24 protein-coding genes are annotated in these 25,387 nt (G+C 35.3%); 14 read left to right on the top strand and 10 right to left on the bottom strand.

The annotated features are described in order from the left end of the window. The first annotated feature begins 67 nt into the window (after positions 1-67). The 4 genes from LUA86_RS01575 to LUA86_RS01560 all read left to right on the top strand — a co-directional run bounded on the left by LUA86_RS01575 (position 68) and on the right by LUA86_RS01560 (position 3,856). Positions 68-1,348 (top strand): glycosyltransferase, encoded by a 1,281-nt coding sequence (locus LUA86_RS01575; RefSeq protein ID WP_231458791.1) that lies wholly within the window; start codon positions 68-70, stop codon positions 1,346-1,348. A gap of 1 nt (position 1,349) precedes the next feature. Next, positions 1,350-2,441: a YhcG family protein gene (locus LUA86_RS01570; protein ID WP_231458790.1), complete on the top strand. Its 1,092-nt coding sequence runs from the start codon at positions 1,350-1,352 to the stop codon at positions 2,439-2,441. A gap of 2 nt (positions 2,442-2,443) precedes the next feature. Beyond that, positions 2,444-3,190, top strand: coding sequence for a glycosyltransferase family 2 protein (locus LUA86_RS01565; protein WP_231458789.1), 747 nt, complete (start codon positions 2,444-2,446; stop codon positions 3,188-3,190). Positions 3,191-3,295: 105 nt separating this feature from the next. After that, positions 3,296-3,856 (top strand): type 1 glutamine amidotransferase domain-containing protein, encoded by a 561-nt coding sequence (locus LUA86_RS01560; protein WP_231458788.1) that lies wholly within the window; start codon positions 3,296-3,298, stop codon positions 3,854-3,856. A 59-nt stretch (positions 3,857-3,915) separates the two neighbouring features. Here the strand turns inward: LUA86_RS01560 and LUA86_RS01555 are convergent, their stop codons facing one another. From LUA86_RS01555 to typA, 3 genes are all read right to left on the bottom strand, one after another. After that, complete coding sequence (locus LUA86_RS01555; RefSeq protein WP_231458787.1) at positions 3,916-5,106, bottom strand: serine hydrolase; 1,191 nt, start codon at positions 5,104-5,106, stop codon at positions 3,916-3,918. Between the two features lie 76 nt (positions 5,107-5,182). Then, complete coding sequence (locus tag LUA86_RS01550; protein WP_231458786.1) at positions 5,183-6,115, bottom strand: lysophospholipid acyltransferase family protein; 933 nt, start codon at positions 6,113-6,115, stop codon at positions 5,183-5,185. A gap of 913 nt (positions 6,116-7,028) precedes the next feature. Further along, positions 7,029-8,831, bottom strand: a complete 1,803-nt coding sequence (gene typA / locus LUA86_RS01545; RefSeq protein WP_231458785.1) for a translational GTPase TypA — start codon at positions 8,829-8,831, stop codon at positions 7,029-7,031. A gap of 318 nt (positions 8,832-9,149) precedes the next feature. On the opposite strand from typA, the gene LUA86_RS01540 reads away from it, so the two are divergent. Beyond that, the gene (locus tag LUA86_RS01540) at positions 9,150-10,292 is read left to right on the top strand and encodes a retropepsin-like aspartic protease (protein ID WP_231458784.1); all 1,143 of its coding nucleotides are present in this window, start codon (positions 9,150-9,152) and stop codon (positions 10,290-10,292) included. A gap of 6 nt (positions 10,293-10,298) precedes the next feature. Here LUA86_RS01540 and LUA86_RS01535 read toward each other — a convergent pair whose 3' ends face one another. The 4 genes from LUA86_RS01535 to LUA86_RS01520 all read right to left on the bottom strand — a co-directional run bounded on the left by LUA86_RS01535 (position 10,299) and on the right by LUA86_RS01520 (position 12,984). After that, a complete protein-coding gene (locus tag LUA86_RS01535) occupies positions 10,299-10,751 on the bottom strand; it encodes a VOC family protein (protein ID WP_231458783.1) in 453 nt (150 codons plus the stop codon). A gap of 74 nt (positions 10,752-10,825) precedes the next feature. After that, a complete protein-coding gene (locus tag LUA86_RS01530) occupies positions 10,826-11,605 on the bottom strand; it encodes an ion transporter (protein WP_231458782.1) in 780 nt (259 codons plus the stop codon). 41 nt (positions 11,606-11,646) lie between these two features. After that, on the bottom strand, positions 11,647-12,090 hold the full coding sequence (locus LUA86_RS01525; RefSeq protein WP_231458781.1) for a nuclear transport factor 2 family protein: 444 nt from the start codon (positions 12,088-12,090) through the stop codon (positions 11,647-11,649). 75 nt (positions 12,091-12,165) lie between these two features. After that, positions 12,166-12,984, bottom strand: coding sequence for an esterase family protein (locus tag LUA86_RS01520; protein ID WP_231458780.1), 819 nt, complete (start codon positions 12,982-12,984; stop codon positions 12,166-12,168). Positions 12,985-13,155: 171 nt separating this feature from the next. Here LUA86_RS01520 and LUA86_RS01515 point away from each other — a divergent pair, with 171 nt between their 5' ends. From LUA86_RS01515 to LUA86_RS01475, 9 genes are all read left to right on the top strand, one after another. After that, the gene (locus LUA86_RS01515; RefSeq protein ID WP_231458779.1) at positions 13,156-13,863 is read left to right on the top strand and encodes an esterase family protein; all 708 of its coding nucleotides are present in this window, start codon (positions 13,156-13,158) and stop codon (positions 13,861-13,863) included. A gap of 79 nt (positions 13,864-13,942) precedes the next feature. Further along, positions 13,943-14,995 carry a RimK family alpha-L-glutamate ligase gene (locus LUA86_RS01510; protein ID WP_231458778.1) on the top strand — a complete coding sequence of 351 codons (1,053 nt, stop codon included), beginning with the start codon at positions 13,943-13,945 and terminating at the stop codon, positions 14,993-14,995. Positions 14,996-15,024: 29 nt separating this feature from the next. Continuing rightward, positions 15,025-16,125, top strand: a complete 1,101-nt coding sequence (locus LUA86_RS01505; protein WP_231458777.1) for a carboxylate-amine ligase — start codon at positions 15,025-15,027, stop codon at positions 16,123-16,125. A 7-nt stretch (positions 16,126-16,132) separates the two neighbouring features. Continuing rightward, positions 16,133-16,957, top strand: coding sequence for a type 1 glutamine amidotransferase (locus tag LUA86_RS01500; RefSeq protein WP_231458775.1), 825 nt, complete (start codon positions 16,133-16,135; stop codon positions 16,955-16,957). Positions 16,958-17,112: 155 nt separating this feature from the next. Next, entirely contained in the window at positions 17,113-18,300 is a 1,188-nt protein-coding gene (locus LUA86_RS01495) for a hypothetical protein (RefSeq protein WP_231458774.1), read from the top strand. A gap of 143 nt (positions 18,301-18,443) precedes the next feature. Beyond that, on the top strand, positions 18,444-18,602 hold the full coding sequence (locus LUA86_RS01490) for a FeoB-associated Cys-rich membrane protein (RefSeq protein WP_231458773.1): 159 nt from the start codon (positions 18,444-18,446) through the stop codon (positions 18,600-18,602). Positions 18,603-18,615: 13 nt separating this feature from the next. Continuing rightward, positions 18,616-19,206 (top strand): Crp/Fnr family transcriptional regulator, encoded by a 591-nt coding sequence (locus LUA86_RS01485; RefSeq protein WP_231458772.1) that lies wholly within the window; start codon positions 18,616-18,618, stop codon positions 19,204-19,206. A gap of 173 nt (positions 19,207-19,379) precedes the next feature. Next, positions 19,380-19,910, top strand: coding sequence for a YceI family protein (locus LUA86_RS01480; RefSeq protein ID WP_231458771.1), 531 nt, complete (start codon positions 19,380-19,382; stop codon positions 19,908-19,910). A 45-nt stretch (positions 19,911-19,955) separates the two neighbouring features. Next, positions 19,956-20,825, top strand: coding sequence for a pirin family protein (locus LUA86_RS01475; protein WP_231458770.1), 870 nt, complete (start codon positions 19,956-19,958; stop codon positions 20,823-20,825). 57 nt (positions 20,826-20,882) lie between these two features. On the opposite strand, the gene ispF is transcribed toward LUA86_RS01475, so the two are convergent. The 3 genes from ispF to LUA86_RS01460 form a co-directional block, all read right to left on the bottom strand. After that, a complete protein-coding gene (gene ispF / locus LUA86_RS01470; RefSeq protein ID WP_231458769.1) occupies positions 20,883-21,362 on the bottom strand; it encodes a 2-C-methyl-D-erythritol 2,4-cyclodiphosphate synthase in 480 nt (159 codons plus the stop codon). Positions 21,363-21,410: 48 nt separating this feature from the next. Continuing rightward, entirely contained in the window at positions 21,411-22,601 is a 1,191-nt protein-coding gene (porV, locus tag LUA86_RS01465; protein WP_231458768.1) for a type IX secretion system outer membrane channel protein PorV, read from the bottom strand. Between the two features lie 199 nt (positions 22,602-22,800). Then, a complete protein-coding gene (locus tag LUA86_RS01460) occupies positions 22,801-25,386 on the bottom strand; it encodes an AsmA-like C-terminal region-containing protein (protein ID WP_231458767.1) in 2,586 nt (861 codons plus the stop codon). Position 25,387: the final 1 nt, after the last annotated feature.

Below are 25,387 nucleotides of genomic sequence, written 5' to 3'. Positions count from 1 at the left end.
TTCGTTTGGCTTTGGAAGCATGAAAATACGTAACAGTTTTTATAATCGTAAACAATAAAATGTATTTTTGATTGATTTGAAAGTTGTACATCTAAATACCTATGACGGAAATGGCGGAGCAGGAAGAGCCTGTTTACGCTTAAGCGATGCGCTTAAAGCAAGTGGCATCGATTCGAAAGTATTGGTTTATTATAAATTTGGGCAAAACCCAGCGGTAGATACTTTTAGTAAATCGCCATTTCAAAAAGCAAAGGCTGTTTATAATATTTTCTCAGAACGATATTTTGCTAAATGGTTAAGCAAATCAGTAAAAACACCTTTTAGTTTGCAGTGGTTTGGCCGATCGGTTATCAACCATCCTGATGTTAAAAATGCAGATGTAATTCATTTACATTGGGTAAATCACGGCTTTCTTAATCCAAAGTTTTTAGCGCAGCTAGATGAACTTGAAAAGCCAATTGTATGGACATTTCATGATAGTAATGCTTTTACGGGTGGCTGCCATGTGCGTTATGGATGCGAGCATTTTCATCAGCAATGCGGCAATTGCCCAATTTTAAAAATTAGTGGCCCAGAAGATATATCGCATAAAACCTGGTTAAGAAAGCAAACAGCTTACACAAAATTAAATTTTCATATTGTTGCCCCAAGTAATTGGATGGCGGCTTCGGTAAAATTTAGCAGTTTGTTGGGTACGCGGAAAACTACGGTAATTCCGAACACCATCGAAACTAAAATTTTTAAGCCTTATGTTAAATCAGAAGCGAAAAAAATTCTGAAAATAAATCCAGATAAGTTTGTTTTGATGAGTGGTTTTATGCCCTCAAAAAATGACAAACATAAAGGAACGCCTTATTTGATTGAAGCTTTAGAAATTTTATCACGCAGAGCGGGAATTAATAAAGAAGATATAGAACTCGTAATTTTCGGGAATAAAGAGAATGCCGAAATGCCAACGTTTCCTTTTAAAACAACTTTTTTAGGAACCATTAACAAAGATGAGCATTTAGCAAAATGTTATTCGGCTGCTGATGCATTTATCACGCCATCTTTAGAAGATAATTTGCCAAATACCGTAATGGAAAGCCTGGCTTGCGCTACTCCGGTTATCGCCTTTACAACAGGCGGAATTCCCGATATGGTTACACATATGCAAAATGGTTATTTGGCAGAGTACAAAAATGCCACTGATTTAGCTAACGGAATTGAATGGTTGTACCATCGCCCGAATAAAGATGAATTAAATAAAGCTGCAAGACTAAGCATTTTAACTGATTTTTCGGAAGAGGTTATCGCTACTGAACATATACATTTATATGAAACGTTGATTAATTTGCAACCGAAGTAATATGGAGCTTTCTAAAAACTATCTCGACAATATTAATGCGTTAAAATCGGCTATTTTAAAAAGCCGCCATAAAGCTGCGACAATTGTTAATAAAGAACTCCTCATCTTATATTTTGCCATTGGTAGATTTATATCCAGAAAAATTGAGGAAGAAAAATGGGGTGCAAAAATTATTGATAATCTATCTGCAGATTTACAATTAGAACTGCCTGGATTAAGAGGATTTTCAGCATCGAACATTAAACGAATGAGAGTTTTTTTTGAAGCTTGGCATGATCAATTTGTAATTAGTCCGTCAGTAACGAACCAAACACAAGTTATTGATTTAGAGGAGATTAAATTCAGTCCGTCACTGACGGACCAATTAGGAAATGTATTTTCAAATGTTAGTTTTACGCATCATATTGAAATATTACAAAATACAAAATCCCTCGATGAAAGGATATTTTACATTCAAAAAACCGCGGCAGAATTTTGGAGTATAAGTACTCTAAAAAATCACCTCGCTAATCAAACTTTTAAAAAAACTGGTCGTCTGCCAAATAATTTCTCACAAACAATTATTAATGATGATGTAAGGCAAAAGGCACTACAATCATTTAAAGATGAATACCTGTTAGATTTTTTAAACATTGAAGACAACGATGAAAATGACGAACGCGTTTTAGAAAGTGAAATTGTTCAAAACATTAAAAAGTTTCTAATGTCATTGGGTTCTGATTTTGCTTTCATAGCCAATCAATATCGTTTAATTGTAGAAGACGAAGAATATTTTTTAGATCTTTTATTTTTTAATCGCCGATTACAGTGTTTGGTTGTTTTTGAATTAAAAACCGGAAAATTCAAACCTGAATATATGGGTAAAATGAATTTTTACCTATCAGCTTTAGATGAATATGTAAAACAGCCACACGAACAAACATCGATTGGGATTATTTTGTGCAAAGAGAAGAAGAATAAAGTTATTGAATTTTCATTTAGAGATTTTAATAAGGCAATGGGTGTTTCTACATACAAAACAAGCCAGGTTTTACCCGCAGCCTTTAAGGGCCTTTTACCAGACGTAGAAACCCTTAAAAAATTAATGGATTAACAATGCCTAAACTAACCATAATAACAATCGTTTATAATAACGTTCGTGATGTAGAACGAACAATAAAATCGGTTATTAACCAAACATTTAAAGATATTGAATACATCATTATTGATGGTGCATCAAACGATGGAACACTTGAGGTAATAGAAAGATATAGATCGCAAACAGCAAAAATCGTTTCTGAAAAAGATAAAGGCATTTACGATGCAATGAATAAGGGACTTGCTTTGGCAACAGGAGATTATGTTTTGTTTATGAATTCTGGTGATGAAATTTACGATGAGCATACGGTAGAGGATATTTTCGATACCGCAAATGGTGCAGATATTTACTATGGCGAAACGGAAATGTATAATGATAACTGGGAAAGCTTAGGTAGAAGAAGACATGAGGCACCAGAACATTTCAACTGGCAAAGTTTTAAATATGGAATGAGCATTAGCCATCAGGCAATTTACATTCGCAGAAGTATTATTACGCCATACGATTTACAATACAAATACAGCTCGGATATTGACTGGATTATTAAAGCGGCTAAAAAATCTTCAAATATTGTAAACGTTCATCGTTATGTAGCAAAATATTTGGTTGGCGGCATGAGCAAGAAAAAACATCGCGAGAGTTTAAAAGAACGTTTTCAGATTTTCACTAAATATTATGGATTAATTCCGAATATTTTTAATCATGTTATCATTGCTTTTAATCTTGGTTTTTATTTTTTAAAGAATAGAAGAACGAATGATTAGGAGTAATAAGTTTTGCAATTCTTTAATTGCGTAATTTAAAATTTTCAAAAACAATATCTTCTCTACTGCTGTCTTAATTACATCACCTATTAAAAAATTAAGATTATGGCACAATTGAGCAACCGAAATATTGCAATATTATCAGAAAGCGGATTTGAAGAAGTTGAATTAACAGAACCTTTAAAACGTTTAAAAGAAGAAGGTGCAACTGTTCACATTGTTTCCTCAAAAAGTGGGAAAATAAAAGCCTGGAATCACGACCATTGGTCGATTGAAGTTGATGTTGACAAGACCATCTCAGAAGCTAATGCTGACGATTACGACGGCTTGCTTTTACCAGGAGGCGTTATCAATCCTGACCAACTAAGAGTTAATGAAGACGCAATTAAGTTTGTAAAAGCATTTTTTGAAGCTGGTAAACCTGTCGCGGCTATTTGCCACGGACCGCAAACCTTGATTAGTGCTAACGTTGTTAAAGGCAGAAAACTAACTTCGGTTAAAAATATTTCTCAAGATTTAATCAATGCAGGTGCTGATTGGAGTGACGAAGAAGTTGTTGTAGACCAAGGTTTAGTAACGAGTAGAACGCCAGAAGATTTGCCTGCTTTTAATGATAAAATTGTTGAAGAATTTGCAGAAGGGGTACATGACGGGCAACATGCCTAAAAACTTTAGACGCTCTTTCTGAATTACTCGAAACGGCTGACTTAGGTTAGCCGTTTTTTTTACCTTTTTGGGTAAGCAAACGGCAAGCCTGCCAAATACCTGCTAATTTTACGATATGGATAATCGCCAGAACCACGATTTGCAAACTGAACAATAATTGTGTTTGTTTTCGGGTCGATGTATAATCGTTGTCCAAGCATACCTTCTGCGGCGTAATCTCCATTGTTACCTTCTTGCGGAATCCACCACAGAAAATGATGGGCTGATTTTTGCCAACCTTTTGCTGATGCAGGTTTTTCTGAACCTATATTTGTCGACTGGTTTATCCAATGTTCAGATAAAATTTGCTTGCCATTAAATTTTCCTTTGTTCAAAAATAATCGACCAATTTTAGCAAAATCAATTGCAGCAACCTGAAACCGACTTGCTGTATTCGCCAATCCATTTTTACGGTCTAAACCGAAGCTTGCATTATATTCTGTACCCAGATTTTTCCATATATTTTCTTCAAAAAACGTTGCAGTTGATTTTCCTGTAGCACGTTCTAAAACCCAGGCTAAAAGAATTGGGTCGATGCTTTTATATTGCCAGAATGTTCCAGGTTTATTCAAAAGCTTAACATTCATCAGCTCAGCTTTCATGTCATGAGTATAAAAGTATTTTGCTTCATCAGAGAAGAAAGCTTTTGTAATTCCACCCAAAGCATCTTGAAAAGCCAGACCTGATTTCATATCGAGCAAGTTTTTGATGGTAATTTGCTGATAAGCAGAATTTGCTTTTAATTCGGGGATGTAGTTGGTAACCTTATCATCTATGCTTTTAATATCGCCATTCTCCAACGCCTTTCCAATAATTATCGAAATGATGCTTTTTGCACCGGAAAATATTGTAGTTAATGTACTGTCTGAATAGCCATTCTGATATCTTTCATAAATTACGGTATCATTTCGAATCACTAAAAATGCGTTTATTGCTCCGTTTTTAAAATAATCGTTAAAGCTGATGTATTGATTTTTTGCATCAAATACATGAAGGGTATCTAAATCTGTTCTGCTTTTTTCTGTCCTGATAAAATGGAATGGAGAATCGCTTTTATGAACAATTGCTTGCGGGAAAATTTTATAGGTATTGGCATCTGGCGTTCGGTATTGTAAAACACGAACTAAATAGGGTTTCCAGATAAATAATGTAATGATTGCAATTATAAAAAGTGCAAATATGCTGGTTAATATCCTTTTGAAAACTTTCATTAATAGCTTCTGATTTCAAACAAAAAGCTAAACTAATTAAAGCACCTGATATTTATTAAGTAAACACCAAATAGTATTAAGAATGACTGAATAAAGATTGATTATTCAAATCGCCTAAATCAATTTTAGGTGTTTTAAGCTGACGTTTATGTTTCCACCTTCTGTGGCTCCAAAGCCAGTAGGCAGGTTGTTGTTGAATCATACTTTCCAAAAAATTGGTGTGAAGTTCTGTAATTTCAAATTCTGCTGTCTCTTTTGGATGAAGGCAAATTGGAACGCAATCAACCTCGTAATAACCACGCTTTAAATAGTTTATTTTCAAATAAAAAACCGGTCGGTTGGTTTTCTTTGCAATCTTTTCAACGCCTAGTTGTACAGATGTTTCCTGATGTAAAAAATTGGTCCAGTACATAGATTCTTCTCTTGATGGCGCCTGGTCGCTGCCAAAAGTAAACATGCTTGCTGTATTTTTATTGGCTTGCACGGCTCTAAGCGTTTGGCGCATCGAAACCATTTTATTTCCAAACTTACTTCTCATGTTGAAGAACCAGTTATCAAAAACTTCGCTGCTTAAAGGCTTATAAATTGGAAAGTGCTGACCTGAAAAATTTAAACCAATAGCCATACAAACCCATTCATAGTTGCCATAATGTGACGAACAAAACACTACGCTTTCATTGTTTTGTAAATACGCTTCGACCAAATCTTTGTTTTTAAACTTAACGCGTTTATTCAATTCCTTTTTAGAGATACTTTTCATCTTGATAACTTCTACAAATAACGAAGACAGGAACTTATAATATTCCTTTTCTATTGCATTAAGCTCGGCACAAGATTTATCCGGAAGGGCATGATATAAATTCTCCTTAACCACTCTTCTACGATATTTAAAAACGTAAAAAATCAATAAATAAAAAGCATCGGCTAATTTATAAAGCAGAAAAAGTGGTAAGAGAGAAATTGCATTTAATAAAAAAATCCCGAATCGAGATAAAATCTTATTAATCATAAAGGGTATGATTAGTTTATGATACAAAATTACAGGCCTCGAAAAAATCAATTGCCATGAAATTGTTAGAATTTTATTCCATTTAGTTGTTTTGAAATTTCGCTGACGAAAAATCAATCGAGTGATTAATTTTTTTAGGGCTTCGGTAAAAAAACTTTGTTGCTTGCACAGACTAAATTTCTCTAAACCTTATTGTAGCGGTGTCCTTTTTGGCTGTCATCCTAAGCTTCCCGAAGTGTCAGGTCAAGTCATCGACGGACAGCCAGAAAGATATAGCGGAAAGAAGGACTGGCATTAATAGTGGTTTAGAAATTTGCTTTTCAAAAACCTCACCCTATCAAAGTTTGTGATTTAAGGTTTCTATTCTGCAATCCCTCTCCTTGAAGAGAGGGAAATGTAAGTCGGTGGTTTTATAGACTCTTGCAAAACATGCATCCAAAGCTCCATCTCCTCAAAAAGCAGATTGGGCTGAGGTGAAAGTGTAGCTCCTTCAAAAACCTCACCCTATTTAAGTTTGTGATTTAAGGTTTCTATTCTGCAATCCCTATCCTTGAAAAGAGGAAATATAAGACAGTGCTTTTATAGACTCTTGCAAAATATGCATCCAAAGCTTCATCTCCTCAAGAAGCAGATTGGGCTGAGGTGAAAGTGAAGCTCCTTTAAAAACCTCACCCTATTTAAGTTTGTGATTTAAGGTTTCTATTCTGCAATCCCTATCCTTGAAAAGAGGTGAATGTAAGACAGTGGCTTATATACTCTTGCAAAATATGCATCCAAAGCACCCTCTCTTCAAGGAGAGGGTTGGGGTGAGGTGAAAGTATAGTTCAAGCTGAGGTAAAAAAAAGCCCATCTCAATCAAGAAATGGGCTTGATATTTTAAAGTCCTACCGTTGTGCGGAGGATTTGGGTGGGCTTAGTTTTTGCTACCGTTTGCCTTACGTAGTTGCTCTGTTAAGAAGATTTTACGTAAACGCATACTTTGCGGTGTAACCTCGATGTACTCATCAGCCTGTATATATTCCATACATTCCTCTAAAGAGAATTTAATAGCTGGTGCAATACGGGTGTTATCATCAGTACCAGAAGCACGCATGTTGGTTAACGCTTTACCTTTAACAATGTTGATTACTAAATCGTTATCACGGATGTGCTCACCTAAAATTTGTCCTTCGTAAATATCAACTCCCGGATCTACAAAGAAACGGCCTCTATCTTGTAATTTATCAATTGAATATGCAGTAGTTGTACCTTTATCCATTGAAATTAATACACCATTTAAACGACCAGGAATTGTACCTTTCCAAGGCTCGTAAGCTTTGAAACGGTGTGCCATAATTGCCTCACCAGCAGTAGCAGTTAAAACGTTGTTACGTAAACCGATAATACCACGAGATGGAATTTCGAATTCCAAATGTTGTAAATCGCCTTTTGGCTCCATAATTAACAACTCACCTTTACGCTGAGTTACCAATTCGATTACTTTACCAGAAACTTCTGCAGGAACATCAACGATTAAAGTTTCAATCGGCTCATGTTTTTTACCATCAATTTCTTTAACAATAACCTGTGGCTGACCAACTTGCAATTCGTAACCTTCGCGACGCATCGTTTCGATTAATACAGATAAGTGAAGAATACCACGACCGTAAACCAACCATGAATCTGCACCTTGAGTTTCAACAACTTTTAATGCTAAGTTTTTCTCCATTTCCTTCATCAAACGATCTTTAATACGTTGAGAAGTAACCAATTTACCTTCTTTACCAAAGAAAGGCGAGTTGTTAATGGTGAACAACATGTTCATTGTTGGCTCATCAATGCTGATAACTGGTAATTGCTCTGGTGCTTCAAAATCAGCGATAGTATCACCAATATCAAAACCATCAATACCAACAACTGCACAAATATCACCAGAACCTACTTCCGTAGTACGAATTTTTCCTAAACCTTCGAAAGTATAAAGTTCTTTTACTCTTGTTTTAACAATTTTACCATCGCGTTTAATTAAAGTAACCGGTTGGTTTTCTTTAATTGTACCACGGTGAACACGTCCAATTGCAATACGACCTACGAAAGAAGAATAATCTAACGAAGTAATTTGCATTTGTAAAGTACCTTCATTAATTGGTGCAGCAGGAATATTTTCCACTACGGCATCTAACAAGGCAAAAATATCAGTAGTTGGTTTTTTCCAGTCAGTACTCATCCATCCTTGTTTAGATGAACCGTAAATAACCGGGAAATCTAATTGATCTTCAGTAGCTTCAAGATTAAAGAACAACTCAAAAATTTGCTCATAAACCTCTTCAGGGCGACAGTTTTCTTTATCTACTTTATTTACAACAACAATCGGTTTTAAACCTAAAGCCAAAGCTTTCTGCGTAACAAAACGCGTTTGAGGCATTGCACCTTCAAAAGCATCACAAAGTAAAAGTACCCCATCGGCCATTTTCAATACACGCTCTACCTCACCGCCAAAATCCGCGTGACCAGGTGTATCGATAATGTTAATTTTTACGTCTTTGTACTGAACTGAAACGTTTTTAGATACGATTGTGATACCACGCTCACGCTCTAAATCGTTGTTATCCAATATCAACTCTCCTTTTTGCTCGTTATCACGAAAAACAGAACAAGAGTGTAAAATCTTATCAACCAAAGTGGTTTTACCGTGGTCAACGTGTGCTATAATAGCTATATTTCTAATCTTTTGCATAAAATGCGCCTCAAATTTGGCGCAAAGATAGTGTTTAGAAATGGATTTTCTACTATGTAGCCTACTATTTAATGCTATGATAATGTTGTAATTATCTCATTTATAATTAGAAAAGCATTTGCAGTAAAATATACGGAGGGTTTTGTCCCGCTGTGCACTCCAATCTTTTTGTTTTTAATTTGAAGCCTTATGAAAGGAATTACAACCATAAAGTATTTACCCTGCCATCGGGTTTAAATAGGCTTAGGTAATGCTATAAATTTTATTTTACTTGCAACCTATAGTTGCTAAAAAGCATCATATATTAAACCATAACACATGAGAAAAATATTACTTTCAATAATTACAGTATGCTTCTTTTTTATAAACGGATATGCACAAGAGAAACAAATAGATAGTCTTTCTTTTAGTATGGCCCGAGGTTTAGTTGTTTTTGAAGGTTATTTAAATGGTATAAAAACCGATTTTGCATTTGATACAGGTGCTGCACTTGGTGTGGTAAACAGCAAAAATGTAAATGATTCGAAAATAAAATTAAAGGGTTCAAGGAGAATAAATGATAGTCAGAAAAACTCAGCCAAACTAGATGTAGCTAAAATTGATAACCTAAAAATTGGCTCTTTTAATTTCGCAGATGTTACGAGCGTTGTAGCAGATATGCCATTTTTATTTTGCAATAAAACTTACTTATTGGGCGGCGATATCATTAATAAATTAAATTGGAAATTCGATTTCCAGAACAACAAGGTTTATTTTTCCAAAATGCCCTTCACACAGGAAAGTGGTATGAAAGAAATGGATTTAAAGATTGTAGGAAACCGCCATTTTTCTTCACTAATTGCAAATGGGATAGCTATAGATAATATTTTAATTGATTTTGGTTTCGCCGGGAACTGTACAATGAACATTAAAGCAAATAGCACCAAAAACATCATGGGCAACCTTTCACCAGAAAATATTTATCCCAGCAAAAGTTCTTCAATGGGTTTAAATTCTATGTCGGCAGGCAAAACGACTAATTCTTTTTTTCTTGATTCGGTAGTTTTTGGAGGTGTTGCCGTAAAAGATTTTAAAATAAATGCGATGAATGACACCGACAATAAAATTGGGCTTTCATTTCTCCGAAAGTATTTCAATCAAATCATATTAAACAATACGGAGCTTAAATATTGGCTGCAAACAAGTAATGTTACCCCGCCTAAACAAACCAATTTTGATGCAGGTTTTCACTTTAACGATAAAAATAAAATCGAAGTTGTTTCTTTAAATGGTGCTTCGAAACATTCAGCACAATCACTAACCATAGGCCAAATTATAGAAGAACTAAATGGCCGTAATGCAGAGAGCTTTGCTGATAGATGCGAATTCTTAATTTGGTACGCGGAGCAAGCTAAAAAAGATCAGTTTTCGGTAACAACTGTTACAGGCGAAAAGCTGAACATTACAAAATCAATTTTTTAAGTCCGCCTAATTTGCTTTTTCCAGCCATTCATCATAGGTAATTACGCCCAATTCAGGTTTACCATCGCCTTCTAAAATAGCTATAAACTCCAAATCGTGTCCATCGGGGTCTTTAAAATAAATAGCTAAAGCTGGCATCCAGGCAAAAACCATTGGCTGTTCGCTACCATCCTTTAAAAAATTATAAGGCTTTAAGTTTCTGGTTTTCAAAAAATCAACAGATTTATTTAGTACATCTTCAACTTCACAGCCAAAAGCAAAATGTCGAATATCTATTTCCTCTTTCGGCTTTTCCCATAAACCTAACATTGCGCCTTTCGGCTCACCAATCCAAAAAAATGCAATTCTGCGATCATCATTATAACTACATTCTGTTAAGCCTAAAACATTTTTGTAAAAATCGACAGACCGCTCTAGGTTTTCTACGAAGAGGTGTGTTTCAAATAATCCTTTTATCATACTGTGAAATTACAGTTTGGCAAAGCGCAAAGAAAATCACTTTTCTCAATCTTCACATCATCAAAATTGATAGCTTAAAACTTTAATCCGCATTGGTTACAATAATTAGCATTATCAGGATTATCATGTTTACAAACTTCGCAGACTTTATCCTCAGATTTTTTTGTAGCTAGTTCTACCGTGATGATTCCTGTTGGCACGGCAATAATTGCATAGCCCATAATCATAGCAATTGAAGAAAGAAATTTACCCGCAACTGTTTGCGGCACAATATCTCCAAACCCTACAGTTGTTACGGTAACAATTGCCCAATAAATACTTTGCGGAATACTGGTGAAGCCGTTTTCTCCACCCTCAATTACATACATTAAAGTACCAAGTATAACCATAATGGTAAGAACAGCCATTAAAAAAACACTCATTTTATGGCGACTAGCATTTAATGCCAATAACAATTTTTGCGCTTCGCGGTTAAATCTAACTAGCTTTAAAATTCTAAAAACTCGTAGTAACCTAAAAATTCTTATTGCCAGCAAGTAATGGAAACCAAAGTTAACAAGTTCAAGATACGTTGGTAAAATAGAAAGCAAATCAACTATACCCCAAAAACTAAAAATATACCTGAAAGGAGTTTTTGTACTCCAAATTCTTAAAACATATTCCAGAGAAAAAAGAATGGTTATAATCCATTCGATATAATAAAAATACTTAAAATAGGCGCTGTGAAAAGATGGGATACTCTCTAGAATAACAATTAACACACTGGCAAGTATTACCCATAATAAAACAATATCAAATAGCTTCCCGCCTTTTGTATCATGCCCAAAAATTATACGATTAATTTTCTCTCTCATTAGTGTGTATTTAATGCATAAGAAAATGCTTTAAATGCGGTTTATTTTTTGTTGCTTAAAACTGTAGAATGTAAAAGTGAAATCTTCCATCTTCCTTCATCCTTAACTAAAACAACACTCTCTAACCATTTTACCTGATCTTTCCTATCCTTGATTTCTAAATCTGCAGTATTAAAATAAATAACCCAAGCCGTGTTATCTTCAACTACAGTTTTTGTAAACTTTAATGTGTTGGTTCTTTTAATGCCTTTACCCACCATTGGCTTTAGCCTACCTACCAAAACATCCAAATTCCAAATTTCACCATACTCCACAAATTCAACATCTTTGGTGTAGTATTTCATTTTTTCGAAATCAAGAGCAGATAAAGCATCAAAGAAATCAACAATAGTTTGCTCCGCAGCTTTTTGAGAAGAATTTTTTTCTTGCGCATTTACGGTTAATGCACAAAATGATAGAAATAAAAAAGGCAATAATTTTTTCATGGCAAATCAAATCTGATAAACCAAGTTAAGCAATTATTTTAACTCCCTAGATTACTAAAAACCAATCAAGAGGGCTTAAATCCCCGTTTTGGGGAAAGCCCAATCCAAGAATGCAGGCATTACACTCTCCCAGGTTGCAACATCGTGCTTACCACCTACTTTTTCATAATAAAAAATATGCTCAGGGCGCTTATAGTTCTTTTTCAACAATGATTTTACCACATCAATTGTATCATCAATAGAATCTATAATCAAGTTTTTATTGCGGTCGGCTTTTTCATCTTCCGTTCCTGTCATCAGCCAAAATTTCATATCTGGTTTGGTAGATGTAGTATCGATAAGCTCATGCATAATCCTGTCTGCATCAGTGTAACCATCTGCCAAATCTTTTTTGCGCCACCAAAAAGCACCAGAAAAAACACCAATTGTATCAAAAACAGAAGGATTATTCCAGGCAATATCAAAAGCAGATAAACCGCCTAACGAAAAACCACCAAAAGCGACTCTGCCACCAATTGGCATTGCTATTTTCTTTTTTACAAAGGGCATCAATTCCTTTATAATAAAATCTGAATATAAGTTTGCTTTTGCGCCCCTGCCTTTAAAATCAGGCACTCCGGCTACGCCATACTCCATTAATCGCTCTACAGATGCTTTAATGGCAACAACAACCAATCTGTGGTTTCTTTTATTGAGGTGCGCATTTTGCAAAATTTGCGCAAAATCCATCTTTGCTACATCCTGACCATCGTTCAGTAATAACAATTCAATTTTTTCATTGCCTAAAATGCCTTCAGGCGCATATATATCTATTTCAACCTCACGCTTTAAATAAGCCGACGGAATCTTAAAATGACTGGTATTAATATTTACCGATAAAACTGTAGTGTACATAATTATTCAAACCCCCTATCACATGGCAACCGCCTCAATTTTTTTTGCAAAGTTACAAATCTTGATAAACTATTAAATATGAGTTGCCATTTTTTGTAATAAGCTTTTTTAGATCAAATGCTTTCATTTTTGTAGAATTTAATTTATACCTTAAAGCATTAAAATTTTTGTATGGTTAAAGAAGAACATAAAAGGTGGTACAGCCAAAATTTAAATACTGATATCGACATGCTCATCTTTGGTCACGGTGGTATCCCTATTCTACTGTTCCCAACGAGTATGGGGCGATATTTTGAAAACAAAGACTTCAAATTAATTGATTCTGTTGAGGGTTTTATTAATGAAGGTAAAATCAAAATATACTGCCCGGATGGTATTGATAAATTAAGCTGGTACAATAAAAGCATACATCCCGCAGATAGAGTAAAAAATCACATTTGGTATGATAAATACCTGTTGGAAGAAGTAGCGCCATTAGCCAGACATGAAACCGGCCATAGCAAAATTATTACCGCAGGCTGTAGTTTTGGCGGTTATCATGCCGCAAACTTTGCTTTTCGGCACCCCTGGTTGGTTAGCCACATGTTTAGCATGAGCGGTGCCTTTGATATTACCGGCCAGCTTGATGGTTTTTATAATGATGATGTTTACTTTAACAATCCTGTTGATAGCCTGATGAATAACAGTAACCCTGAACTTCATTACATGAAAATAGTTTTAGGTACAACAGATAGAGATATGTGCAGGGGCGATAACGAAAACCTGTCGCGTATTTTATCGCAAAAAGGTATAGATCATTGGCTTGACATCAGACAGAATGCTGATCATGACTGGCCAATTTGGAGAGAAATGTTTCCAAATTATATTGCACAATTATAGTTGCTGAAAACAATTTAACAATAAAACGAATTAACTGGTTATATGCCATAAACAGTTACACAATTAAACTAAATTACGAATGAAAAAAATAGGGATTTTATTTGGACAAGAACGCTCTTTTCCAGAAGCGGTAGTTGAAAGAATTAACCAAAAAGCTGAAAAAGGCATCACTGCAGAAGCCGTGAAAATTGAGAAAATATTACAAAATCAACCTTTGGGTTATTCTGTAATCATTGATAGAATTTCGCAGGATGTACCTTTTTATCGTGCTTCTTTAAAAAATGCAGCCATAACCGGTACTGCGGTAATTAACAACCCATTTTGGTGGAGTGCCGATGAAAAGTTTTTTAACAACTCACTTGCCGAACAAATTGGCGTGCCAGTTCCAAAAACAGCGTTGATTCCATCCAGACAACATCCAACAGGCACAACCGGTGAATCATTTTCAAACTTAACAATGCCTTTAAACTGGGATGAAATTTTTGATTATGTAGGCTTTCCGGCTTATATGAAGCCATTTGATGGTGGAGGCTGGAGAGATGTTTACAAACTTCATGATAAGGAAGATTTTTTTGATAAACATAGCGGCACAGAGCAACTGGTGATGTTGCTGCAAGAAGAAATAATTTTTGATGAATATTTCAGAGTGTATTGCATTGGTGGCAAACATGTTCGCATTATGCAATACGACCCGCGTAACCCGCATCACTTACGCTATGCGGTTGATACCAAACCATCAAGCGAAAAATTATTAAAAACAGTAGAAGAATATACCCTAAAACTTTGCCAATATTTAGGTTACGATTTTAATACTGTAGAATTTGCAGTTCGTGATGGTGTGCCTATCGCGATTGATTTTTGTAACCCTGCGCCAGATGCTGATATAAAAAGCGTTGGACAAGAAAACTTTGATTGGGTTGTAGAAACTACTGCTAATTATGCAATTGAAAGAGCTAAAGCGCAAAAAGATGGACAGGATAATTTAACCTGGGGCGAATATATTAAAGCATCAGTAGCTGGAAGACCGCTTGTTGCCAAAGCTGCAGCCAAACCAGCCGTGAAAAAAGCGCCAGAAAAAACTGTTGCCGAGAAAGCTCCGGCTAAACCTAAAAAGCCAGCTGCAAAAAAATAAAAGGGATTTAGAATTTAATAACCATCAGGATGAACGAATTTACGCTTGGTATAGAGGAAGAATATATGGTAATTGATCCCGTTACCAGGGAACTTACCTCGCACGACCAAAAAATTGTTGAGGCGGCACAAAAAATACATAAAGACCAGGTAAAAGCAGAAATGCACCAGGCTGTTGTAGAAGTTGGAACCGGAATTTGCAAAACAACAACCGAAGCCCGGAAGGAAATATCGCAATTACGCTATACGGTCTCGCAGCTTGCAGGCGAGCAGGGCTTACGTATTGGTGCCGCCGGAACTCACCCATTTTCTCATTGGGAAAAACAATTGATAACAGAACATCCCCGCTATAATGAAATTGTTAACGAACTGCAGGAAGCTGCACGTTCAAACTTAATCTTTGGTTTACACGTTCATGTCGGGTTTCAATCGCGTGAGCTAGCCATACACATTGCAAACCAGGTAAGGTATTTCCTTCCCCATGTTTTTGCATTGTCTACAAATTCTCCTTTTTGGGAATCGAGAAATACCGGTTACAAATCTTTCAGAACGAAGATTTTTGATAAATTCCCTCGTACCGGAATTCCTGATATTTTTAACAGCATAGAAGATTATGATAACTATGTTAAACTGCTGATTAAAACCCGTTGCATGGATAATGCAAAAAAAATCTGGTGGGATATTCGTGTACATCCATTTTTTGATACGGTAGAATTTAGAATTTGCGATTGCCCAATGTTAATTGATGAAACGATGGCTTTTACGGCCCTGTTTCAGGCACTTTGCGCCAAGCTGTATAAACTGCGTTTGCAAAACATGACTTTCATAAATTACTCCCGTGCCTTAATCAACGAGAACAAATGGCGTGCTGCAAGGTATGGAATAGATGGAAATTTAATCGATTTTGGTAAAGAGATGGAGGTAAATTGCCGTAATCTGGTTTTAGAACTTTTAGATTTTGTAGATGATGTTGTTGATGATTTAGGTTGCAGAGAAGACCTTAATTATGTACATAAAATTTTAGAACACGGTACAGGTGCAGATAGACAGTTGGCAGTTTACGAACAAACCGGTAACTTTGAGGCCGTGGTAGATTACATTACCACACAGACACTTATAGGCGCAAAGTAAAATTATTATGGATAAAAGGAGCTTAAGGGTCGCTGTTATTGATATGAATAACGGCGCTCCAAATCAGGGCATGCGGGGAATACAGGAAATTTTATCCCGGTTTAGAACTGAAAACAATATCAATTTAACATTCGATATTTTTGATTTAAGACAAAAAGGACAAATTCCGGGCATTGACTACGATGCTTACATTTCTAGCGGTGGTCCGGGAAGCCCAATAGAAAGCAAGGGTGAAAAATGGGAGAATGATTTTTTTAATCTTTTAGATCAGGTTGAGAATTTTAACTCAGTTAATGAAGAAAAGAAATATGCTTTCTTAATTTGCCACTCTTTTCAATTGGCTTGTAGAAAATATAATTTGGGTAATGTAACCGAAAGGCGTTCAAACGCTTTTGGTATTTTCCCTATCACTTTGACAAATGATGGTGAGCAGGATGAAATTTTCGATGGAATTACAAACCCTTTCTATTCTGTTGATAGTAGAGATTGGCAGGTAATCGAACCTAATCTGGATGCTTTTAATGCAAAAGGAGCAAAATTGTTAGCAATCGAAAAAGAGCGTAAACATGTTGATCTGGAACGTTGCATGATGTCAATTCGTTTCACCGAAGAAATCATTGGCACTCAATTTCATCCGGAAGCTGATCCCATTGGCATGAAGATGTATTTACTACAAGATGAAAAGAAAAAGGCCATTGTTGATACCCATGGCGAAGCAAAATATTTCGACATGCTAAATAGTTTAGATGACCCGGATAGAATTGTTCTCACACAAAGCGTTATTCTTCCAAATTTCTTAAACAAAGCAATAGGGAATTTACAGGAGGCCTAGAAAATTAATTCACTAACTCTCTTTTCTATGCGGTCGTCATTGCAAGGCACAGTTAATCCCGACTCTTCGGGAAAGCGATTTTAAATGTTTAGCTACTTAATCAGAACAAAATTGCTTCTTGCCTCGCAATGACGATATTATTAAAATACTAAATTATGATACCTGATCAACGTCAAAATTTTAATCAGCAATTTACTGAAGAAAAGTATCAAAACTTTTTGACTGATTTACAAGAAGGATATCCCGAAATTCCATTTAGAGTTGCAGAAACGCCAATATTTATACCGAAGGATTTAAAAGAAAAGTTAATCGCCGCAGGCGAAGAAATCATCAAACTAATTAAACAGCCTAACTTTAAGGCGTTAACAGAAAACGCTATTCCAAAAAACTGGAATGTGCCTAATGAAAACGAGCAGCCTCATTTTTTAACTTTCGATTTTGGAATTTGTAAGAATAACGCAGGAGCACTTACTCCAATGCTTATCGAAATGCAGGGTTTTCCTTCTTTATATGGTTTTCAAACACACTTGGCCAAAACTTTCAAGAAAAACTACAACATTGATAATTCATTGAATTATTTCTTAAATGGATTTGATGAAGATAAATATATCGAACTTTTTAAGGAGGTTATAATTGGGCAGCATCAACCACACGAAGTAGCTTTAATGGATGTTGATGCACGCAATCAAAAAACTGCAATAGATTTTTTTGTGACGCAGAAAATGTTAGGCATTAAAATCTTGGCTTTAGAAGATATAAAGAAGATTGGTAAACAACTTTTCTACGAAGAAGATGGGAAGCAAATTCAGTTAAAAAGAATTTACAACAGATTAATTTTTGATGAAGTAGCAGATAATACCGATATTTTTAAAAACAGTTTCGACCCACGCGAAGAACTTGATGTAGAATGGGTGACACATCCAAACTGGTTTTATAGAATAAGTAAATACACCATGCCTTTTCTAAAAAGTGAATTTGTACCTGAAACCAGGTTTTTAAATGAAGTAACGTCTATTCCTGCAGATTTAGAAAACTATGTATTAAAACCATTATTTTCTTTTGCCGGCATGGGTGTAATCATAGATGTTTCAGAAACTGATATAAAAAATATTGCAGACCCTGAAAACTGGATTTTACAACGTAAAGTAAGTTACGAACCAGTAGTTCAATCGCCTGACGGTGGCGTAAAAGCAGAAATTAGAATGATGTACTTATGGCCCGATGATGGAGAACCTCAGCTTTGCTTAAATTTAGCACGCTTAAGCCGAGGCAAAATGATTGGCGTTCGCTATAATGCAGATTTTGATTGGGTTGGCGGAACAGTGGGTTTCATGGAGCAATAATTTTGTTAGCCACAGATTTTTAATCGCATTGCATTTTTTTTAATGTCTTAATAAAAGAAAATGGCAATCTGTAAATCTGCGGCTCAACCATCATTTTACATTAAACTGAATTCAGAGATGCAAAATCATACTATATTTGTGTTATGAACATTCAAACGATTTTAGTCTTTTTACTTTTTGCTATTGCATTAGTATATGTTGGCCGTTTGGTTTATAAATCTTTGCAAGTTAAAAAAGATGGTTGCGGTGGTAATTGCAAATGTAGCGTAGATTTTTCTGACATTAAACCTGTAAAAAAATAATCCAATCCCTTTTATGATTGATCAGTTTAGAAATTATCTCAAAGAGAAAATAGAAATTACAGATGATCAATTCGACAGCATCTCTGCTGATTTAAAAATAAAGAAGTTCGATAAAAACGAAATCATTCAATATACAGGCGACATCACAAAATACGGTTTTTTTGTTTGTAAAGGATTATTAAGGGCTTATTCCATCGATTCTAAAGGGAAAGAACATATACTTCAGTTTGCACCAGAAAACTGGCTCATGTCTGATAGAAACAGCATGAACAATGAACCTTCGGTGTTTTTTATAGATGCAATTGAGCATACCGAAGTTGTAATTATGCCCTATGATTTTATGGAACAGGCTGCAATAAAAGTACCTTGTTTACAGCCCATGCACAACAGATTGCTAAACAATTCTATTCGTTTTATGCAAAAGCGCATCAACATGCTTTTAAGCGCAACTGCCGAAGAAAGATACCTTGATTTTATCAAATTATATCCAAACCTAACTTTGCGTGTACCGCAATGGATGATAGCTTCTTACCTTGGCATAACGCCAGAATCTTTAAGCAGGGTTAGAAAAGAACTAGCCAATAAACATTTCAGAACAAGTTAAATGTTGAAGCAGAGAATTTTTAATTTAATGAATGGCAGCTAATAGATATTTAGCCATTCAATAATGCTCTCGTTCAATAACTCAATCATTAATTAGTTACCATACATCAATTTCAAACCCAAGCCCTCGCCTTACATTTGTGTTGTAAATATTAATAATCAAAACACAAAGATATGGCAACTACAAAATGGACATTAGATCCAACCCACAGCGAATTACAGTTTAAAGTAAAGCACTTAATGATTACTACCGTAACTGGTAATTTAAAATCTTTTACGGCAGAATTAACTTCAGAAGGTGACGAGTTTGAGCAGGCAGAAATTTCATTTAACGGAGACATCAGCTCTTTAGATACCGGAAACACAGACCGCGATAATCACCTAAAAAGTGGTGATTTTTTTGATGCTGAACAATTTCCGGCTATGTCTTTCAAATCTTCATCGATGGAAAAAGATGGTGATGATTATATTTTAAAAGGAGATTTAACCATTAAAGGTGAAACTAAACCTGTAAAATTAACAGCAGAATTTGGTGGTATTGCTACCGATCCGTGGGGAAATACTAAAGCAGGTTTTACGTTAAGCGGAAAAATTAATCGTAATGATTTTGGTTTAACCTGGAATGCAGCCTTAGAAACAGGAGGTGTAATGGTAAGTGAAGAAGTTAGAATTTTAGGCGAATTACAGTTTGTTAAGCAAGCTTAATCGCTTAAAAAATATTCGGTAAAACGAATCTTAATTATTCCTGATATGGAAAAGAGAGAAGTTGCAGAGGTATTAAATGCGCCAGCACCACATATGGTTGGCGATGGTTTTAGAGTACATAATTTTTTCCCTAGCGGATATAAAATTGATATGAATCCATTTTTTTTAATGGATTATGGCTCTAAAATAGAATTCTCTGCACGAAAAAACCCCCGCGGTGTTGGTGTTCATCCGCACCGCGGATTTGAAACGGTAACCATTGCTTACCATGGAGCGGTTGCGCACCATGACAGTGCCGGGCACAGCGGTGTAATATATCCGGGAGATGTACAATGGATGACAGCAGCCAGCGGTATTTTGCACAAAGAATATCACGAAGCGGAGTATAGCATGAAGGGTGGACCATTCCAGATGGTACAACTTTGGGTTAATTTACCTGCTAAGGATAAAATGAGCACACCAAAATATCAGGCAATTAAACAACCTGATATGCCCCTTGTTAATCTGGCTAATGATGGCGGGAAAGTGGAGGTGATAGCTGGTGAATATAAAGGTGTTAAAGGCTCAGCAAGTACATTTACGCCAATTGAAGTGTACAATGCTCGCCTTAATAAAGGAGGTAACGCAGATTTTGCATTCCCAAAGGCGTACAATACTGGTTTTTTGGTTATTGAAGGTTCAGTTACTATAAATGGTAGCCAAATCGCAAATGCCAATTCTTTTGCCTATTTCAAAAATGAGGGTGAAAGCATTGCCATTACAGCTCAAGAAAATTCTGTTATTTTAATATTGAGTGGATTACCAATTGATGAGCCAATTCATCAGTATGGGCCGTTTTTAATGAATACCGAAGCGGAGATTCATCAGGCAATTGCCGATTACAACCAAGGCAAATTTGGTTATCTGGAAGAATAATTAGGTTTAAGTTTATATTTTAAGAACCGGCAAGCTAATATCTGTCGGTTTTTTTTGCTATTGCCGCTCTATCAAACACACTGCGTAAGCAACAACACCTTCTTCCCTACCAATAAAGCCCATTTGCTCGTTAGTTGTTGCTTTAATTGAAATATCTTCAGTAGAAATGCCAATTGCTTCAGCTATATTTTGCTGCATGGCTGGTATATGAGGATTTATTTTTGGTGCCTCCAGGCAGAGCATCGCATCAATATTACCCACTTGCCAGTTTTTTTCCGTTAAAAGCTTAACGGTTTCTTTTAACAAAATTAAGCTGCTAATCCCTTTCCATCTATCATCTGTATTTTTAAAATGGAAACCTATATCTCTCAAATTGGCAGCGCCTAATAATGCATCGCAGATGGCGTGTAACAATACATCAGCATCAGAATGACCGAATGCGCCTTTATCATGTTCGAGCGTTACGCCACCAACCACAAAAGGATGTTGATCTTTTAGTTGGTGAACATCAAATCCAAAGCCTACCCTGATTTTCATATAAATTTTAAATAAGGCACGAAGTTGCCAAAATATTTCGAAACGCTATTATTTGAACGAGGCTTTTTTATCACCAAAATTAAATAAAAGGCTGAAACGTAAAGTATTTGCCAAAGGACTGGTTTGAGCATTAGCGATAAGGTAGGCAAAATCAATATTAAAAACATTATACTTTAAACCTGCGCCAAGTGTGAAATACCTGCTGTCACCTTTCTGCGGACTTTGGTAATTATAGCCTCCACGTATGGCAAACTGCTGATTATACCAGTATTCAAATCCGGTAGAAATTCCAACTTCTTTTAGTTCCTCACTAAAACCTCCAGGTGCATCGCTAAACGAACCAAAAATACCTGCCGGAACCGAACGATTAGGATTTTTTCCTTTAACGATATTGTTATTTAAATCGTAGATAGGCTGTGTAGGCACCAACAGTTTATTAAAATCTAAGGCTAAGGTAAATGTGTTAAAATCATCAATTTCTATTGTAGAAGCGCCTCCAAGTTTAAAATTTGTAGGTAGAAAATAGTTCTCGCCGCCATCAGAATAACTCATCTTTGTACCAATGTTTGAGATATTTGCGCCTGCAGATACTATGGCATTTTTACCAAACATTGTTGTTGGTGTTTTATATAATCCGGCAACATCAATTCCTAATGCATTACCTGCCCTCACTTGTCCGGTTGAAGAAAATTGTCCGGAAGCTAGATTAGAATATATATACCTTAATGAAGATGCCAATGAAAACTCCTTGCCAAAATTGCGGGCAAAAGTAACATCAAAAGCCAACTCATTTGGATTTGAAATACCTAAATCTTGCTGATTTATATCTGTTAACTGAATCTGACCTAATGAAAAATACCTTAATGATGCGCCAATCGTATTTCTATCATCTAATTTATAAAAACCACTAACATAAGCCAAGTTAATATCTGGCACAAGGCTTTTTAGCCAAGGACTGTAAGAAAGTGCAAAACCATAAGGTTTTTCAAGAAAAGCTAATTTAGCAGGGTTTATGCTTGCAGCATTTGCATCACCGGTAATCGCAACACCCGCATCACCCATAGCTCCAGCCCGGGCATCGGGTGTGATTAGTAAAAATGGGACAGCAGTAATGATGTTATTTGATTCACTACCATTAGTTTGTGTATTACCTATTGTTACCTGCGCATTCGACTTGCCAAATACCAAAACTGCAGATAATGCAGAAACTGCAAGTTTACAAATGTACTTGAAATTCATCCTTAGGGTATGTATTTAAGATTTCAGGTAAGTTAATACTTTTAAAGAATATAATCATCAAACGTAATTACACAAATTATATTTTACAGTAAACTTACGTTTTTTGAAAATTATACTAACTAAATCTACGATTTTTTACAAATATGATGTAGCACATTTTTTGAACAATTTTCTTGATGATAACGAGCCAAATTAGCAACTAGTTAATTGTCTTTTTCTTGAATAGATTGTTTAGTTTATCTGCAATTGCATCTTTAACTTTTTCTGTAGCCTTTACCTTAACCGTGTCTAATTTCGCCTGTGCTTTTGTTTGAAATTCTGCCTTTTTTTCAGCTATAACATTCGTAATGGCCTCCTTAGCTGTAGATTTTGCATCGGCAATGCCATATTTTAGATTAATGGTTGGTTTCAAAAATGTTCCGCCTAAAACAGCGTTAACTTTAACGTTATCACTCACAGATACGTTTGTGCCAGCTTTACTGTTTAATTTTCCAAGCATTGCATTTACGGTTTCATTTGCTTTAGCGCCTAGCATCGCCCTTGGCAAATTTAAACCCAGGTTATAATCCATGGTTTGGTCTATATCGTTTGAGCCTTGAACATTCATCACAATTCCATCCTTTTTAATATCAAATGGAGCTACATTCAGTCTTCCATCTTTTATTTTGAACTTTGTAACCACATTATTAAGCTCCAGTTTTTTAAACTTATCTGAACTTAAGGATGCCGCCAATTTATTTAATGGCTCAAAACCATCAATCATTGCCTCAATAATATTTGTTAAGCCTTCTGCATTTATTGTTGAATACACCGGTTGCATGTGCTCATCTAAATCCGAATTATATTTCAAATCTGTGGAGAAAGTACCCTTCGCATATTTTGCAACCGGCGCTAAGAATTTTATAGTATTAAAAGCCTGGAAGGCTTTTTGAATATTCATGTTATCAATACCAAAATCAACATCAACTTTTGGTTTTTTTGGGTTTATGGTGGCGTAAGTTCCATCCATTCTTAATTTGCCATCAAGCATATTCATGCCCATATTTTTAAAAGTTATGGTCTTATCTTTCACCAATAATGTTCCGATTGCATTGGTGATATCGTAATTATCATAAATTACTTTATTTGCTTTTGCGTTTACATTGAAATTAATATTTCCCGGAACTTCGAATACGGTTAACTTACTTTCTTTTGATGCCGGTGTAGCCTCAGTTACTTTTGGTCCCATTAACTCGTTAACATTTACCAGATTGGATAACATGTTGAAGCTACCTTGCAATAATTGATTTTTATTAAAGAAATAACTCAGGTAGTTGTTAAGCGAACCATTAGCGGTAAAATCACTACTTCCAATTTTTGCAACAAGGTTACTTAGTGTGATATTTTTTGGGCTAAATATTAGTTTTGCCGACGGAACACTTACAGGCATTGGTACATTTTTGCCGGCATAATTAAAGTTATTAGCAATAATTTGTCCGGATGCTTTAAACGCTTCGTATTGTTGTCTATCAATTGATGATTTTCTACCGGCGGCCTTAACATCAGCATCTAAAATACCGCTTAAAACCATATCCTTCATTGGAAAAATTGCAGTTAATTGTTTTAAATCTAATTTCCCTTTTAATGCCATATCAATAAATGGATCGGAAACCGGATTTTTTAGCAAAAGTTTTCCATCAACAGGAACTTGTCCAAATTCTAAATGAAAAGAAGGAACATTAACAACTGTATTATCAATTACACCATTTGGATTACTGATTTGCGACTTGATTTGAATATTATTAATTGCTGAAGGTAAAGAAGGATACTTTATTTTACCATTTTCTACAAGTAGGTTAACATTAAAGGCTGGTAATGATTTCTCATTGTAAATGCCTTTTGCGTTTCCATTCATCGAAAATTTGCCTGTTGCTTCTAAATCCTTAAAATTTGCTGCATAAATAGATGGTATTAGCGACAAGAAATTTTTAAGCTCAGATTCTTTTGCATCAAATTTAAAATCCATAACCATATCGGTTTCATTTGGCATGGCCAAATAACCAACTGCCGATAAAAGGAGTTCATTCAACTTTATTTTATTATCGGCAAAAGTAAACTTCATATTTTTAGTGTCTATCTCAACAGGAAGCTCAGCATCTAACTTAACGCCATTTAAATACGGAATTCCGCGATATTTTACCGTTAGTTTTTCAATTTCTGATTGCGTATCCAGCGTAAATAAATCCTGCGTGAAATCACCTTTTCCGCTATGGTTTAAACTATCTAATTTCATGTATAAGCCCAGCGATGCATCATCATAAGTAATTGTACCCTGCTCTATAGAATATTTTTGAAAGGCCGCCTTAAAAGTACTTTTTGACGAGTCGGTCGTTAAATTTGCAGAATCTGGTTTCATGATATCCCAATTGGCAACACCATTTTTCAATACCTTAACTAATATATTTGGCTCATTTAAATTAACAGAATTAATCTGGTATGTATCGCCCTTTAAAACGCTCCATAAATTAACATTTAATTGAAGTTGTTTAACATTTGCAAGTGTATCTTTATCAAAACTATCAATACCAATTATAGATAGATTGTTGATTTTTATGCCCACATTGGGGAATGAAGATATTATAGATAAATCAAGTTCTTTATAATTAACCTTTGCATTTACATTTTTATTAATGCTGGATTTGATTTTCGCATCAATTTCCTCTTTAAAAAACATTGGAATGGCAGCTGCGGCAGCGAATAACAATATAAATAACGAAAAAACTATAATTAATACCTTTTTAAACATA

Source organism: Pedobacter sp. Leaf132, from assembly GCF_920984695.1.
Classification (GTDB): domain Bacteria; phylum Bacteroidota; class Bacteroidia; order Sphingobacteriales; family Sphingobacteriaceae; genus Pedobacter.
Note: the sequence above shows the minus strand (reverse complement) of the source record. Positions and strands in the feature narration are given on the sequence as shown.